A 13,993-nucleotide genomic window follows, 5' to 3' on the forward strand; every position below is an offset into this window, starting at 1 on the left:
CGCCGGATCAATGAAATCCACCTGCAGGAAAACTGCCGCCACCCGATTGGCTCGGAGCCGGGCCGAACCGATATGCCCCGAGAACGTTAATTTAGGACGACTTTCGCTGCGACGCCCGGGACGGACCTGCGGTTGCCGAGTTTTGGCTTCACTTCCGGGGCGTGGCGGTGTTTGGAGGGTCGATCGCATTGCTTTCCGGCACCGCCCGAGACCGCCGTGAATGCCGGCAACGAGCATGCTCCGGACACCTTTTGAGCATGGTGTGGGTTGTTTCCTGCTGGTTGTGTTCGTTGCCTTCGGATGCTGCATCGAACTATTCAGTCCAGGATCACTGCCACCATGACCAGGCGGTGGTCTGGTCGAGAACGTCAGTCTTGTACCGTCCCGCGGCGCCGTGGCATCTGGAGTGAATGCCAGATGGCCAGTAATCCCTAGTGAGGGACAAGTAAATTCGTCCACCGCTGCCCGGTAGCACGCGGGCACTTTCGCCAAGGCCAACAGGCCCGGGTCGGCCGGCAATTCCATCTGTGTCGATAACGCTGCGATAACTGTCCTGTCTCATCTAAAGTATCGCAATCTCAAGTCGCTTGAACCGCGAAAAGGGGTGGAATTCTGAGCTTGCTCAAGTGAACCGAGGTGGTCTCGGTATCGGCTTGCTCGGTACGGTTGAACTCAACCCTCGAATTGGTGCTTGCCCGTCGGTTGCAAGGCCCACGGAAGTTGGGTAAAGCCGGAGCGGTCATTCACTTGTAGTGCCAAAAATCAAGGCATTACTTCACCTCGCGTACGAAGGATTTAACTGAGCATCCAAAGGACAATAACTATTTGGTGAGCATATTGACATGAGGCATGGCGGGGTTCAGTGTGAAGGCATCGCACACTTGCAGCTTGATGGGGTACTTGGGGATAAGAGCGATGCTCGCTGATGATCCCACCCGCCACTACTCGGCGAACCTGACCAAGCTCATGGCAGGAGAACGAGGAAGACGATGTCGATTATCAAAGATCCGCACCTGTTCAACGAGCCAAGCCTATTCGTCGACTTGGAAGGGGTGTTGGGTCGCCGTCTCTACCTGAAGATCGAGGGGTTCAACTTCGCCGGCTCAATCAAGCTCAAACCTGCGCGGGAGATGGTTGAACGCGCCGAGCAGGAGGGATTGATCGGTCCCAACTCCACGCTCGTGGAGTCCTCGTCGGGCAACCTCGGTGTTGCTCTGAGCATGATCGCGGCCAGCAAGGGATATCGCTTTGTATGCGTGGTTGATCCGCGCTGCAATCCGACGACCCTGCAGCTGATGGAGTCGCTCGGGGCACAGGTTGACCTGGTTACGGAGCCGGATCCCATCGACGGGTTTTTGGGTGCCCGGCTCAACCACGTCCGGGAACTGTGCGCGACCGACGAGCGCTACGTCTGGCTCAACCAGTATGTCAACCCCGGTAACTGGGGCGCGCACTACCGCTGGACGGCCCCCGAAATTGACGCCGAGTTCCCCGACCTTGATGTGTTGTTTGTCGGAGCCGGCACCACGGGAACCTTGATGGGCTGCGCACGGTACTTCAGGGAGCACCGCCCCGACGTGCGAATCGTCGCGGTCGATGCCGTCGGATCGGTCTCCTTCGGCCGCCCGCCGGCGCCCCGTCTGATCCCGGGCCTCGGTATGAGCGTGCGGCCGCCTCAGCTGGATGAGTCGCTGCTCAACGATGTGGTGTTCGTCAAGGAGCTTGACACGGTGCATGCCTGTCACCGGCTGGCTGCAGGCGGGCTGCTGCTCGGAGGGTCCACCGGGACAGTGGTCCACGGCGCCATGGCATGGCTCGCCGACCACGACGCCCAGGATGTCACAGCGGTGGCAATCTCGCCCGACCTGGGCCGCCCGTACCTGGACACCATCTACCAGCCAGGCTGGGTGCTCGACAACTTCGGGGCCGAAGAGCTTGCCAGCGCGGGCTCGACGGTAGATCCCGGTCTGCCCTCCGACCAGTTGTTGCGGCCTCAATTTCCGGTAGCCGCGCCGTTGAAGGATTCCGTGGCAACTGCCTCACTGAGGAGGCTCGCGCAGTGAACAAGTCCGTCGTCGTACAACCGACGTCACCAGATCCCGCGGTTCCGGCGAATTCCCCGTCGCTGGTGGCATCCGAGGCCCGGGCCGGGGACGGCACTCCAGGAACGTCGGCCACAGGTCCGGGCGTTGTCTTGGAACGCCGGCTCGCGGAACTTCTCGCATCCGTGGTGAAGAAGGACGACGTCCCTGTGGACGCCAACTTCTTCTACGAATTGGGTGCGGACTCGCTGGTGATGGCGCAGTTCTGCGCCAGGGTGCGCAAACAACCGGACCTGCCGGCGGTGTCCATCAGGGACATCTACCAGCACCCGACGATCGCGGCGCTTGCCGCCGCCCTGGCGCCCGCGGAAGATGCGACGCCTCAGGTTAAAGACCGGTTTGCGGAAGTGCTGGCCGAGGTGCTGGGCCTCGAGGAAGTCCCGGTGGACAGCAACTTCTTCGAGGACCTCGGTGCGGATTCGCTGGTGATGGCGAAGTTCTGCGCCAGGGTGCGCAAGCATCCGGACCTGCCGGTGGTGTCCATCAGGGACATCTACCAGCACCCGACGATTGCCTCATTGGCCACGGCCTTGGCGCCTGCGGAAGATGCGACGCCTCAGGTTAAAGACCGGTTTGCGGAAGTGTTGGCTGAGGTGCTGGGCCTCGAGGAAGTCCCGGTGGACAGCGACTTCTTCCAGGACCTGGGTGCGGATTCGCTGGTGATGGCGAAGTTCTGCGCCAGGGTGCGCAAGCAACCGGACCTTCCTGCGGTGTCGATCAGGGACATCTACAAGCACCCGACGATTGCCTCCTTGGCCATGGCCTTGGCCCCTGCGGAAGATGCGACGCCTCAGGTGCAGCTGCAGGGCCGGCTGGGCGAGGTGCTCGCCGACGTGCTGGGTATCGAGGAAGTCCCGGCGGACAGCGACTTCTTCCAGGATCTGGGTGCGGACTCGCTGGTGATGGCGAAGTTCTGCGCCAGGGTACGCAAACAGCCGGACCTGCCCCAGATATCCATGAAGGAGATCTACAGCAGCCCGAATCTCTCCGCCTTGGCGGCGGTCCTTCAAGTTGCCCCGGAGCCGGACAAGCAGACGGAGCCTTCGCCAACTGTGGCCTCGGTGCCTGAGACGCCTCCGCCCATGGACGCTCGGACGTGGGAGTACATCACCTGTGGCGCCCTGCAGGTGCTCGTCTACATCGGCTACTGCCTGCTCGCCGGCCTCATCACGGTCGTGGGGTACCTGTGGTTGTTCCCGGCCGCGGGGCCCGGCAACCACCACTGGCTGGGCCACGGGACGAACTTCTTGGAGCTTTACCTGCGGTCGATCGCCTACACCGCAGCGACATTCGTGGTGATGTGCATCCTGCCGGTGGCCGCCAAGTGGATTTTCGTCGGCCGGTTCCGGCCCCGGGAGATCCGCATCTGGAGCCTTGCCTACTTCAGGTTCTGGCTGGTGAAAGCCCTGATGCGCACCTCGCCCCTCTCGCTGATGGCTGGTTCGCCGCTGACGACCTTCTACCTGAGGGCCATGGGGGCGAAGGTTGGCCGCAACGTGATGATCATGACCAACAGGCTGCCGATCTGCACCGACCTTCTGACGATCGGGGAGGGGACGGTGATCCGCAAGGATGTCATGCTCAACGGGTACCGCGCCCACGGCGGTGTCATCCAAGTGGGTGGTGTAACGCTGGGCAAGGACGTGACGATCGGCGAGGGCAGCGTCCTGGACATCAACACGTCGATGGGCGACCGCTCCCAGCTGGGCCACCGCTCCACCCTCTACACCGGCCAGGCCGTACCCGCCGGCGAGCGGTGGCACGGTTCCCCGGGCAGGCCCGGGGGTGCGGACTACGCCACGGTTGAGCCGACACCCTACCGGCCGTGGCGCCGGGGGTGGTTTGCCGTTTCACAACTGGTGGGAACCATCGGGCTGGGGCGCACCATGTGGGGACTGGTGATCACGCTGTTCGTCCTGGCGGACCCGAACGTCGCGGCCCTGCTGGAGTCGCAGGCGTTGGCATTCGCCGGCTGGATCTTCTACGCCGACGCGGCCATCTACGCAGGCCTGGGTGTACTCGGCGGAACGGTCGTGGCGATACTCTTCATCACCACCCTGCCGAAACTGCTCCAGCTCGGGTTGAAACCCGACACGGTGTATCCGCTGTTCGGGTTGCGCGACGCGGTGGCACGGGCGGTGGGCAAGATGACCAACAGTCCCATGCTGGGGCAGCTGTTCGGCGACAGCTCGTACGTCGTGAACTACGTGCGGGCCATCGGCTACCGCCAGCCGCAGGTCCAACAGAGCGGCTCGAATTTCGGCACCGGGTTCAAGCACGACAACCCGTTCCTGTCGACCATCGGCACCGGGACGATGATCGCCGACGGGGTGTCGTTCATGAACGCGGAATACTCGGCGACGTCGTTCAAGCTCACAGGGGTGGCAATCGGTGCCCAGAACTTCCTGGGCAATGCCGTCTTGTACCCCGCCGAAGCCAGGACCGGGGACAACTGCCTGCTCGCGACAAAGGTCATGGTCCCCATTGACGGGCCGATGCGCGAGGGAGTCGGCCTGCTCGGATCCCCGGCGTTCGAGATTCCGCGCTCGGTGCTGCGGGACACCCTCCCGGAGGAACACCAGAGCCGCGCCACCCTCCGGCGTGAACTGGCGGCCAAGAACAGGCACAACCTTCGCACGATGGTGCTTTTGATGTTTGCGCGCTGGTGTTTCGCCTTGGTGGCCCTGCTGGCGATGTTTGCCGGCCTCGAAATGTCTGACCAGTTCGGCTTCTTGGCGCTCAGTGCGTCGTTCGTCCTGATGCTCGTGGTCGGCATGCTGGTACCCGTCGGCATGCAGCACCTGGCGACGGGGTTCCGCCGGCTTCAGCCGCAACTGTGTTCCATCTACAACCCCTACTTCTGGTGGCACGAGCGCTATTGGAAGTTGCAGGCCCAGAGCCGGTACGTGGCGATCTTCAACGGAACGCCGTTCAAGCCGATGGTCTGGAGGCTGCTGGGAGTGCGGATCGGGAGTCGGGTCTTCGACGACGGCTGCGGGATTGTCGAGCGGAGCCTGGTGACGATCGGCTCGCGCTGCACCCTGAACAACGGCACCACGATCCAATCCCATTCCCAGGAGGACGGGATGTTCAAGTCCGACTACAACGTCATCGGGGACGACGTCACGCTGGGCGTCGCCGCCTTCATCCACTATGGCGTGACCATCGAGGACGGCGTTGTCGTCGCCACCGACTCCTTCGTGATGAAGGGGACGACGCTCGCTGAAGGCACCCTGTGGGGCGGCAACCCGGCCGAGGAGGCCCGTGCCGCAGTTAGGTCCACCGTCGCACTGGAAAGGCCCGTGTCATGACCACCACTCCGGCGATCACCTGCCGCACCGTCGGCCAATCGTCCATTCCGGCCGACGGACGGAGCTCCGCCCCGGCTGCGGCCCCGACCTCGGTTCCCCGCTGGACACGCGAGATGCGGTCCGGCCAGGAACTGGTCGAGGTGGCGGTTCCCGAGGAGCTGAGCGCCTCCGTCAGGCTGGCGGCCCGTGCGCTGGAAGCGACGCCCGGCTCCCTCTGGCTGGCGGCCCACGCGCGGGTACTGCATGCCCTGTCCGGGGAAACCGAGGTCGCCACCGGCTACATGGGCACAACAGGGACATGGCGGTGCGCGCTCGACCTTGGCCACCCGTCCTGGCGGGGGCTGGTCGCCGAGGCGCACGACCGGCAGCTCAGGGCCGGCACGGAGGACCGCCGCGAAGCCGCATCCACGGGGTACGAGGTGTTGTTCGGAATGTTGCAGGGCGACGACGCCGGGTTGCCGGAGGGCATTGCCCTCGGGGTCGGCCTTCGGGCCGTGGCCGCGGGCGAACGGCTCGTGCTGCGGTACCGGCGGGAGGTCCTGGACGCGGCCGCCGCACTCAGGATCGCTGGCTACCATCTGGCCGCGCTCCGCCACTTGGTCGCCGACCCCGAAGCGGAGCCCCTCGACTCCGACCTGGTGGATCCGGACGAGCGCCGCTTCCAGCTCGAGCAATTGGCCGGGCCCGAGCGGCCCCGGCCCCAGCGGCGCTTCCACGAGCTGTTCGAGGAGCGCGTCCGGCTTCACCCCGAGCGCGTCGCCGCGGCCCAGGACACGCGTGAGTGGACCTACGCGGAGTTGAACGCGCGCGCCAACCGGCTGGCCCGCGCCCTGCTGGCGCGCGGACTTCAGGCGGAAGACGTCGTGGCGGTCGTCGCCCAGCGGGACCTGGAGTGGATGGCCGCGGTCATCGGGATCCTCAAGGCCGGAGGTGCGTACCTGCCGATCGAACCGCATTTCCCCGCAGACCGGATCGCCAGGACTCTCACCCGGGCCGGGAGCCGGATGGCACTGACCGAGGAAGGAAGCACGTCCTCGCTGGATGAGGCACTCCGCGGGATGCCGTCGGTCACCCGGCTCCTCTTCGAGGAGATCGAGGCCGAGGGGCACTCGGACGGCGACCCCGGCGTGGAGGTGCGTCCGGACCAACTCGCCTATGTCTATTTCACCTCGGGCTCCACGGGGGAGCCAAAGGGTGCGATGTGCGCGCACGACGGGATGGTGAACCACCTGTACGCCAAGATCGAGGACCTGGGGATCGGCCCCGGCGACGTCGTCGCCCAGAGCGCCCCCCAATGCTTCGACATCTCGCTGTGGCAACTGGTTTCGGCCCTGCTCGTCGGCGGTCGCACGCTCATCGTCGGGCAGGACCGCATCATGGACGTCGAGCGGTTCGTCGACACGGTGGACCGGGGCGAGGTGGCGGTCTTCCAGGTCGTTCCGTCGTACCTGGACGCGGTGGTGGCGTACCTGGACGGAAAACCCCGAACCCTGCCGCACCTCCGCTGCGTCTCCGCGACCGGGGAAGCCTTGAAGCGCGAGCTGGTCCGCCGCTGGTTCGACGTGCTGCCGGAGGTCAAGCTGGTCAACGCCTACGGACTGACGGAGACCTCCGACGACACGAACCACGAGGTGATGGGCGAAGCACCTGCGGGAGACTCGGTGCCCTTGGGCCCGCCGATCCCGAACGTCCGGATCCACATCCTCGACGAGCGGCAGCGGCTCGTGCCGCTCGGGGCCCCGGGAGAGATCGCCTTCTCCGGGGTGTGCGTGGGTCTCGGCTACATCAACGACCCGGAACGCACCGCGCGCGCCTACTCCAGCGACCCCTACGTGGACGGCGCGCGGCTCTACCGGGCCGGCGACTACGGGCGCTGGTCCCCGGACGGCAAGCTGGAGTACCTTGGCCGGCGGGACAACCAGGTCAAGATCTCCGGCTTCCGTATCGAGATCGGCGACATCGAGAACGCGCTGTTGCGGGTTCCCGGCGTCCGTGACGGCGCCGTCGTCGTCGGCGAGGGTGGCGGCCAGTCCAAGTTCCTGGTGGCGTTCTATTCCGGCAACCAGCCACTGGAGGTTGACGAGATCCGCAGCGAGATCGCCTCGCGGGTTCCGGCCTACATGGTGCCGTCGGCCTACAGGTGGCAGGAGCGCCTGCCCCTGACCGGCAACGGGAAGATCGACAGGAAGGTCTTGACCCGCATGGCGGGCGAGGTCGTCCCCGAGGCGGGCACCCGCGCGGAGACACTCACTGCCACCGAGCAGCGGCTTGCCGAGGCCTGGGCGAGCGTCCTTGGCCTGCCGGAGGGCCGGATCGGCGGGCAGGACTCGTTCTTTGCGTTGGGCGGAACCTCGCTCTCCGCGGTGAAGCTCGCGGTCCAGCTCAAGCGCGCGGTATCGATCAAGGACATCATGCAGACACCCGTCCTGGCGGACCTGGCCACCCTGCTCGAGGCCTCGTCCCTGGTGGACGCAGCCGAAGCGCCCACACAGCCGGAAAATGCCGTGGCGCCCGCCTCCGTGCCCCCAACAACTGCAGGCCATTCCAACCCGCCACCCATGAATCGAAAGGACCTCTGATGTCGTCTCCCTCACCCAGGACCCAGTTCGACGTGATACGCCAAGTTGGCCGCGCGCCCATGCTCACCGTCGAAGACGGCCACGACCCCGTGCGGTGGGCCGAAGAGAACCGCGGGGCGCTGCGCGCGACGGTGGACGAGAACGGCGCGGTACTGGTTCGCGGGCTTGGCCTCGGCGATCCCGCCCAGGTGGCGGAGGTCTACAAGCGGCTGGTCCCGGGCGGCCTGATACCGGACCGGGAAGCCTTCGCCACCAGGAATCCCTACCTCGACGGCGTGTACTCGTCCCTCACGTGGCCTGCAAACCAGCCCATGTGCATGCACCACGAGCTCAGCTACGCGCTCGAGTTCCCGGGCCTGATGCTCTTCGCCTGCCTCCAGGCACCCGGTGTCGGCGGCGTGACCGGCGTTGCGGACGCCCGCTCGGTGCTCGAGGCCATACCGGCGGATATCGTCCAGCGATTCGAAAACGAAGGGTGGTTGCTCGCCCGCAGCTACAACGGGGACATCGGAGCCACCTACGAGGAGGCGTTCGGGGTCTCCGAGCGTGCGGCCGTCGAGAGCTACTGCCGGGCCCACGCGATCGAGTTCGAGTGGCAGCCCGACGGGGAACTCCGCACCCGGCAGCGGCGCCCTGCCGTGGTCCGGCACCCCGTGACCGGCGAGCGCTGCTGGTTCAACCAGGTCGCGTTCCTGAGCGAATGGACCATCGCCCCCGAGGTGAGGGAGTACCTGGTGGACGTGTACGGTTCCGACGGGCTGCCGTTCAACACCCGATTCGGCAACGGCGAACCGATCGGCGAGGACACCATCGCCCTCCTGAACGAGGTCTACGAGGCCCACACCCTTCGTACCCCGTGGGAGACCGGTGACCTCATGCTCGTCGACAACGTGCGCATGGCGCACAGCCGCGAGGCCTACGAGGGCCCGCGGGAGATCCTCGTCGGCATGGCCGAGCCGCGCAATGCATTTGATCTCGCCAACCACACACAGGACGGTGCACTATGACAGAATTTGCAGCCTCCCCGGTGACTGCCGCCGAGGAACCCAAGACGGTTCCTCCCTTCGCGGTCATCTCCGGAGCCCAGGTGCAGGAGGTGCTCCACGGCCGGGAGAGGCAAGTCGTCGAACTGGTCGAGCAAACCTACCGGACGCACGCGGCCGGGGACTCGGTGAACCCCCCGTCCTACTTCCTGCGGTTCCCGGACCGGCCCACCTCGCGCATCATCGCCCTGCCCGCCTCGGTAGGCGGACAGGTGGAGGTCGACGGCATCAAGTGGGTCTCAAGCTTCCCGGAGAACGTCGCGTCGGGAATTCCGCGGGCCTCGGCGGTGCTGATCCTCAACGACCGGGCGACGGGTTACCCCTTCGCCTGCATGGAGAGCTCGATCATCAGCGCCTCCAGGACGGCGGCATCGGCCGCCGCGGCCGCGGACTGGCTCAGCCGGGGTCGCGGGCGCCCCCGGCGCATCGGGTTCTTCGGCGTGGGACTCATTGCCCGCTACATCCACACGTTCCTGAACGCGACCGACTGGTCCTTCGACGAGATCGGGGTGTTCGACCTCTCGGGTGAGAGCGCGGAGGGTTTCAAGGGCTACCTCGAACGCAGCGGCACAGAGGCCCGGGTGACCGTGCACGGGAGCGCCGAGCAACTGATCCGGAGCAGCGACCTCGTCGTGTTCGCCACGGTGGCCGGGGAGCCACACGTCCACGACACGGCGTGGTTTGCGCACAACCCGCTGGTACTGCACGTGTCCCTGCGCGACCTGGCTCCGGAGATCCTGTTGGCATCGACCAACATCCTCGACGACGTCGAACACTGCCTGAAAGCCGGGACGTCTCCCCACCTCGTGGAGCAGATGGTCGGCAACCGGGATTTCGTGGACGGCACGTTGGTCGACGTCATGGAGGGCAAGGTCTCGCCGGCGAACGACCGTCCGGTGGTGTTCTCGCCATTCGGCCTGGGCGTGCTCGACCTGGCTGTCGGCAAGTACGTCTACGACGAACTCGCCGACAGCGGCCAACTCCGGGTGGTCCAGGACTTCTTTTCAGAACTGCGCAGGTACGGCTGACCCGGCGGCCCAACCACGCTTAAACATTCGCACCCACCGAGGAGTGACACAATGCTCTCGTTACAGCAGATGCTGGGGAATGTGTCAGATGCCCATGTCCAGTCCCCCGAGGACTGGGCGCAATCGATCACCGACGTCCTGCGGGACGCAGCCATCTACCACCGGGCCGAAAACGGCTTCTACAGTGCCCAGTGTGACGCGTTGGGAATCGACCCCGCCGCGATCGCCGATGTCAACGACCTTCAACGGCTGCCGCTGTTGCCGATCGGCATGTTCAAGCGTCCCGACGCCCAGGTGCTGCTCACCTGCTCGCTGGCCGACGTCGAGACCGAGACCAGCTCCAGCGGGACCCGCGGCGCCCCGTCCGTCGCCCGGCGCAACAGCGAGACGGTGACCCGGGCGCTCGTTGGCCTGATCGGGACCTACCGGGAGTTCTTCAGCCTGTCCGGGGGCGCGGGCCTCTTCCTGAACGCGTCGGACCCCGGTGCCTCGGAGATGGGCCTGCTGAAGGACTTCAACATCCTGAACAGCGTCTTCGACGACCACGCATACCTGGTTGCCGACCAGACGTTCGACCCCAGGGAAGCCCTGGAACAACTGCGCCGGTGGAAGGGGCACATGATCCGGCACATCGTCTGTCCGCCGTTCCTCATCAGCCGGCTCTTCCGGTTCCTCGAACAGGAGAAGTTCAAGGTGCGGCTGGATCCGTACAGCATGATCATCACCCTCGGCGGGTGGAAGGAGCACACGGCCGAGGCCATCCCTGCCGAGGGCTTCCGCGAGCGGTGCCACGACCTGCTCTCCGTGCGCCCGGGAAACGTGCGCGACATGTACGGGATGATCGAGTCGAACATGCTCGCCGTCGAATGCCACCTGCATCGCAAGCACGTCCCGCCGTGGTGCTACATCTCCATCCGGGACCCCGCACAGCCCGGCAAGGAACTCGCTCCGGGGGAGACCGGCACCATCGCCATACTTGACGCGCTCAACACCAGCTACCCCGGTTTCCTCCTCACCGACGACGTGGGCGATGTCGAGACCGGTACCTGCGGCTGCGGGAGAACCGGCCAGGTCGTCAACTTCCGCCATCGGGGGCCGGGCGGTGGGCTCGGCCACTGCCCCGTCAGCATCGAGAGCTACCTCGCCTCCACGGAGGAGCTGGCCCTGTACCCGCGCTAGCGGTGCATCCAGCAGTTGCGTGGTGCCACCACCATCGAGGACCAGCGTGCCGTTGACGCGCTGGTCCTTTTGGCGCGCCGCACCTGACCACGGGGAACGCGGGTGGAGGACCCAGCCTGCGGGAACCGGACCTGCGTTCCGGGGGTCGAATCCGCCACCGGCCTTCACGTGCTGCGCTCGCCGGGAGGTTCCGTTGGCGGCATCCCTGCCGGCGGGTGGGCTAGGGCCCGGGGCGCCACCGGTATTCGTACTCCGGGCGTCCGCGGGTGCCGTGGCGCGGGGCCTTGGCTGCCTGGTTCGTTTCCGCCAGGTGTTCCAGGTACCGCCTGGCCGTCACGCGCGAGAGGTCCAGGACCTCGGAGACCTCGGTGGCGGAGAGCGCCGCCGTGGAGGCCTTCAACGTGGCACCGATGGCCTGCAGTGTTTCGGCGATCAGGCCCTTGGGCAGGGGAGCGGGGCCGGCCGAGCGCAGTGCGGCAAACGCATTGTCGATGGAGGCCTGCGAGGCGGGGGTCCCGCCGCTGCCCAGGTTGAGCCGGAACTCCCGGTAGTTGGTGAGCTTTTCGCTGAACGCTGCAAAACCGAAGGGCTTGATCAGGTACTGGGTGACCCCGGTGGCGATGGCCGTGCGCACCACGTTGAGGTCGCGGATCGCGGTGATGGCGATGATGTCCACGGTGTTCCCCTTGCCGCGCACGCGCCGGGCGACATCGAGCCCGTGCAGGTCCGGCAGGTTCATGTCCAGCAGCACCAGGTCGATGGGGGTTCCCTCGGCGGTGGCCCGGCTCAGCTCCGCGAAGGCCTCCGCCCCGTTGTGGGCGATGGCGTGCACGGTGAAGCCCGGCACGCGCGAGACGAAGCTGGCATGCGCGGAGGCGGTGGTGGGTTCGTCGTCCACCACCAGGACGCGAAACAGCCTGTCCGGGGCATCCATGCTGCGGTTTCCTTCCATCCGGTTCGGGCTGCGGCTGTGGGGGCCGCGCGGATCCACTCTAGCGCCAGCAACCAGTGCCCGGCGCTTGTTGCCTAGCGCCTCTTGCCCAATGTCCAGTGCCGGCAACGCCTCACTGCTGCGGACCGCGCAGCGGGATCGTCACCGTGAAGATCGCGCCGGCGTCGTTGTCGACCTCCAGGGTCCCGCCGAGACGCGCCACGGCCTGGCGGACCAGGGCCAACCCGAGTCCCCGCGAGCCGCTGCCCGGGACCACCGGCTTGGAGGACACCCCCATCCGGAAGAACTCCTCCAGCAGGTCGGTGTCCAGCCCGGGGCCGGAATCGGCGATGGAGATGACCACCGACTCCGCGTCGGCCGCGATATCCGCCCAGACGCGTCGCTGCCCGGAACCGGCCGCGGCGTCGAAGGCGTTGTCCAGCAGGTTCCCGGTGATGGTCACCAGGTCCCGGGCGTCGAGCGCCCCGGCGGGCAGGTGCCCGGAGGCGCTGAGGGTCAGCGTGATGTCGCGCTCGTGCGCCTGGGCGGCCTTACCCACCAGCAGCGAGGTCAGGTACGGCTCGTCGACGGCTTGCACGAACTCGTCGGTCAGCCGCTGGGATTCCTGGCGGTCGGCCACCGCGAACTCCAGGGCCTCGCGCTCCCGGCCCAGCTCGATCAGCGTCGCCACGGTGTGCAGCCGGTTTGCGTGTTCGTGGGTCTGGGCGCGCAGTGCCTCGGCCAGGGTGGTGAGCGATTCGAGCTCGCCGGTGAGCGCCTGCACCTCGGTGCGGTCTCGCAGTGTCGCCACGGTTCCCAGGGACGAGTCGAAGGATTTGCGGCGCAGCGGCCAACGGACCAGCGCGGGTTCGGTGGCGTCGGGCTGCTCGGCCCGCTGCTGCGAGATGACAAGCACCCTGTCGCTGGTTAGGTGGATCTCGTCGGTGGCCCGGCGCCCGGAGGCGAAAAGCTCGGCCACCGTCTCGGGCAGGCCAGTCTTCGCCACGGGCATCGGGCGCAGGGTCCCGGCCGGGGGCAGGCCCAGCAGCCCGGCGGCCTGGTCGTTGTAGAGCACCAGGCGGCCCTTCGCGTCGACGAGCACCAGGCCCTCGCGCACCGAATGCAGCGCGGAGAAGTAGTAGGCGTAGAGCCGGCGCAGCTCCTCGGGGCCGTAGCCCAGGGTGGCGCGGCGCAGGTAGCGGCCCAGCGCCCAGGCAAAGAGCGCACCGAGCCCCAGCGCCAGGGCGCCGGCACCGATGATGGCCGGGACCATGGCGGCCTGGGTGACGCTGAGGTTTTGCAGCGTCACGCCCACCGCGACGAGCGCGGTGATCCCGCCGGAGGCGTCGCGCACCGGGACGATGGCGCGCACCGAATCGCCCAGGGTGCCGCGGTAGTCCTCCACGTGGCTGTGGCCGGCCAGCGCCTGCTCCACGCTGCCCACGTAGGGCCTGCCCAGCTCGTCCGGATTCGGGTGGGTGTAGCGCGTCCGGTCGGTGTCCATGACGGTGACGAAGTCGACGGCGGCGGTGTCCACCAGCACGTCGGTGAAGGGCTGGAGCAGCGCCGAGGGATCGGGCTGCCGGACGGCCGAGACGACGAACGGGTCGTGGGCCAGCGTCTCGGCCACCGAGAGCACCCGCTTTGAGGCGAACTCGTGGGCCTGGTTGCGGGCGTTGAGGTAGCTGGCCCCGCTGATCAGCAGCACCACGAGGGCCACCAGGGCGATCTGCGCCGCGAGGATCCGTGCGGCAAGCGAGAGCGGGCCGGATTTCCGACCGGCGTCGGGCGGCGACGCCCGCGGGGTTCGCGCCATCGGC

General features: G+C 66.9%; 8 protein-coding genes. 6 read left to right on the forward strand and 2 right to left on the reverse strand.

Annotation, left to right across the window (positions count from 1 at the left end):
* Window positions 1-989 precede the first annotated feature (989 nt).
* Genes sbnA through ACSYDW_RS06810 form a run of 6 tightly spaced genes read left to right on the forward strand, consistent with a single transcriptional unit; the run spans window position 990 to window position 11,242 of the window.
* Complete coding sequence (gene sbnA, locus ACSYDW_RS06785) at window positions 990-2,063, forward strand: 2,3-diaminopropionate biosynthesis protein SbnA (RefSeq protein WP_438337971.1); 1,074 nt, start codon at window positions 990-992, stop codon at window positions 2,061-2,063.
* Window positions 2,060-5,413, forward strand: a complete 3,354-nt coding sequence (locus tag ACSYDW_RS06790; RefSeq protein WP_438337972.1) for a Pls/PosA family non-ribosomal peptide synthetase — start codon at window positions 2,060-2,062, stop codon at window positions 5,411-5,413. Before sbnA ends, ACSYDW_RS06790 begins: the two co-directional genes overlap by 4 nt.
* A complete protein-coding gene (locus ACSYDW_RS06795) occupies window positions 5,410-7,992 on the forward strand; it encodes a non-ribosomal peptide synthetase (RefSeq protein ID WP_438337973.1) in 2,583 nt (860 codons plus the stop codon). The genes ACSYDW_RS06790 and ACSYDW_RS06795 overlap by 4 nt, the downstream gene beginning before the upstream one ends.
* Window positions 7,992-8,999 (forward strand): TauD/TfdA family dioxygenase, encoded by a 1,008-nt coding sequence (locus ACSYDW_RS06800; RefSeq protein WP_438337974.1) that lies wholly within the window; start codon window positions 7,992-7,994, stop codon window positions 8,997-8,999. Before ACSYDW_RS06795 ends, ACSYDW_RS06800 begins: the two co-directional genes overlap by 1 nt.
* Window positions 8,996-10,063: a 2,3-diaminopropionate biosynthesis protein SbnB gene (gene sbnB / locus ACSYDW_RS06805; RefSeq protein WP_438337975.1), complete on the forward strand. Its 1,068-nt coding sequence runs from the start codon at window positions 8,996-8,998 to the stop codon at window positions 10,061-10,063. The genes ACSYDW_RS06800 and sbnB overlap by 4 nt, the downstream gene beginning before the upstream one ends.
* 51 nt (window positions 10,064-10,114) lie before the next feature.
* Window positions 10,115-11,242 carry a LuxE/PaaK family acyltransferase gene (locus ACSYDW_RS06810; RefSeq protein WP_438337976.1) on the forward strand — a complete coding sequence of 376 codons (1,128 nt, stop codon included), beginning with the start codon at window positions 10,115-10,117 and terminating at the stop codon, window positions 11,240-11,242.
* Between the two features lie 220 nt (window positions 11,243-11,462).
* Here ACSYDW_RS06810 and ACSYDW_RS06815 read toward each other — a convergent pair whose 3' ends face one another.
* On the reverse strand, window positions 11,463-12,176 hold the full coding sequence (locus ACSYDW_RS06815; protein ID WP_438337977.1) for a response regulator: 714 nt from the start codon (window positions 12,174-12,176) through the stop codon (window positions 11,463-11,465).
* 130 nt (window positions 12,177-12,306) lie between these two features.
* Entirely contained in the window at window positions 12,307-13,989 is a 1,683-nt protein-coding gene (locus ACSYDW_RS06820) for a sensor histidine kinase (protein ID WP_438337978.1), read from the reverse strand.
* Window positions 13,990-13,993: the final 4 nt, after the last annotated feature.

It is taken from the genome of Paeniglutamicibacter selenitireducens (assembly GCF_051550675.1).
GTDB lineage: Bacteria > Actinomycetota > Actinomycetes > Actinomycetales > Micrococcaceae > Paeniglutamicibacter.

Excerpts from the sequence above, each read along its gene's own strand:
- ACSYDW_RS06800 (WP_438337974.1), top strand. The coding sequence starts at position 7,992 with ATGTCGTCTCCCTCACCCAGGACCCAGTTCGACGTGATACGCCAAGTT.
- ACSYDW_RS06820 (WP_438337978.1), bottom strand. The coding sequence starts at position 13,989 with ATGGCGCGAACCCCGCGGGCGTCGCCGCCCGACGCCGGTCGGAAATCC.
- ACSYDW_RS06795 (WP_438337973.1), top strand. The coding sequence starts at position 5,410 with ATGACCACCACTCCGGCGATCACCTGCCGCACCGTCGGCCAATCGTCC.
- ACSYDW_RS06810 (WP_438337976.1), top strand. The coding sequence starts at position 10,115 with ATGCTCTCGTTACAGCAGATGCTGGGGAATGTGTCAGATGCCCATGTC.
- sbnB (WP_438337975.1), top strand. The coding sequence starts at position 8,996 with ATGACAGAATTTGCAGCCTCCCCGGTGACTGCCGCCGAGGAACCCAAG.
- sbnA (WP_438337971.1), top strand. The coding sequence starts at position 990 with ATGTCGATTATCAAAGATCCGCACCTGTTCAACGAGCCAAGCCTATTC.
- ACSYDW_RS06815 (WP_438337977.1), bottom strand. The coding sequence starts at position 12,176 with ATGGATGCCCCGGACAGGCTGTTTCGCGTCCTGGTGGTGGACGACGAA.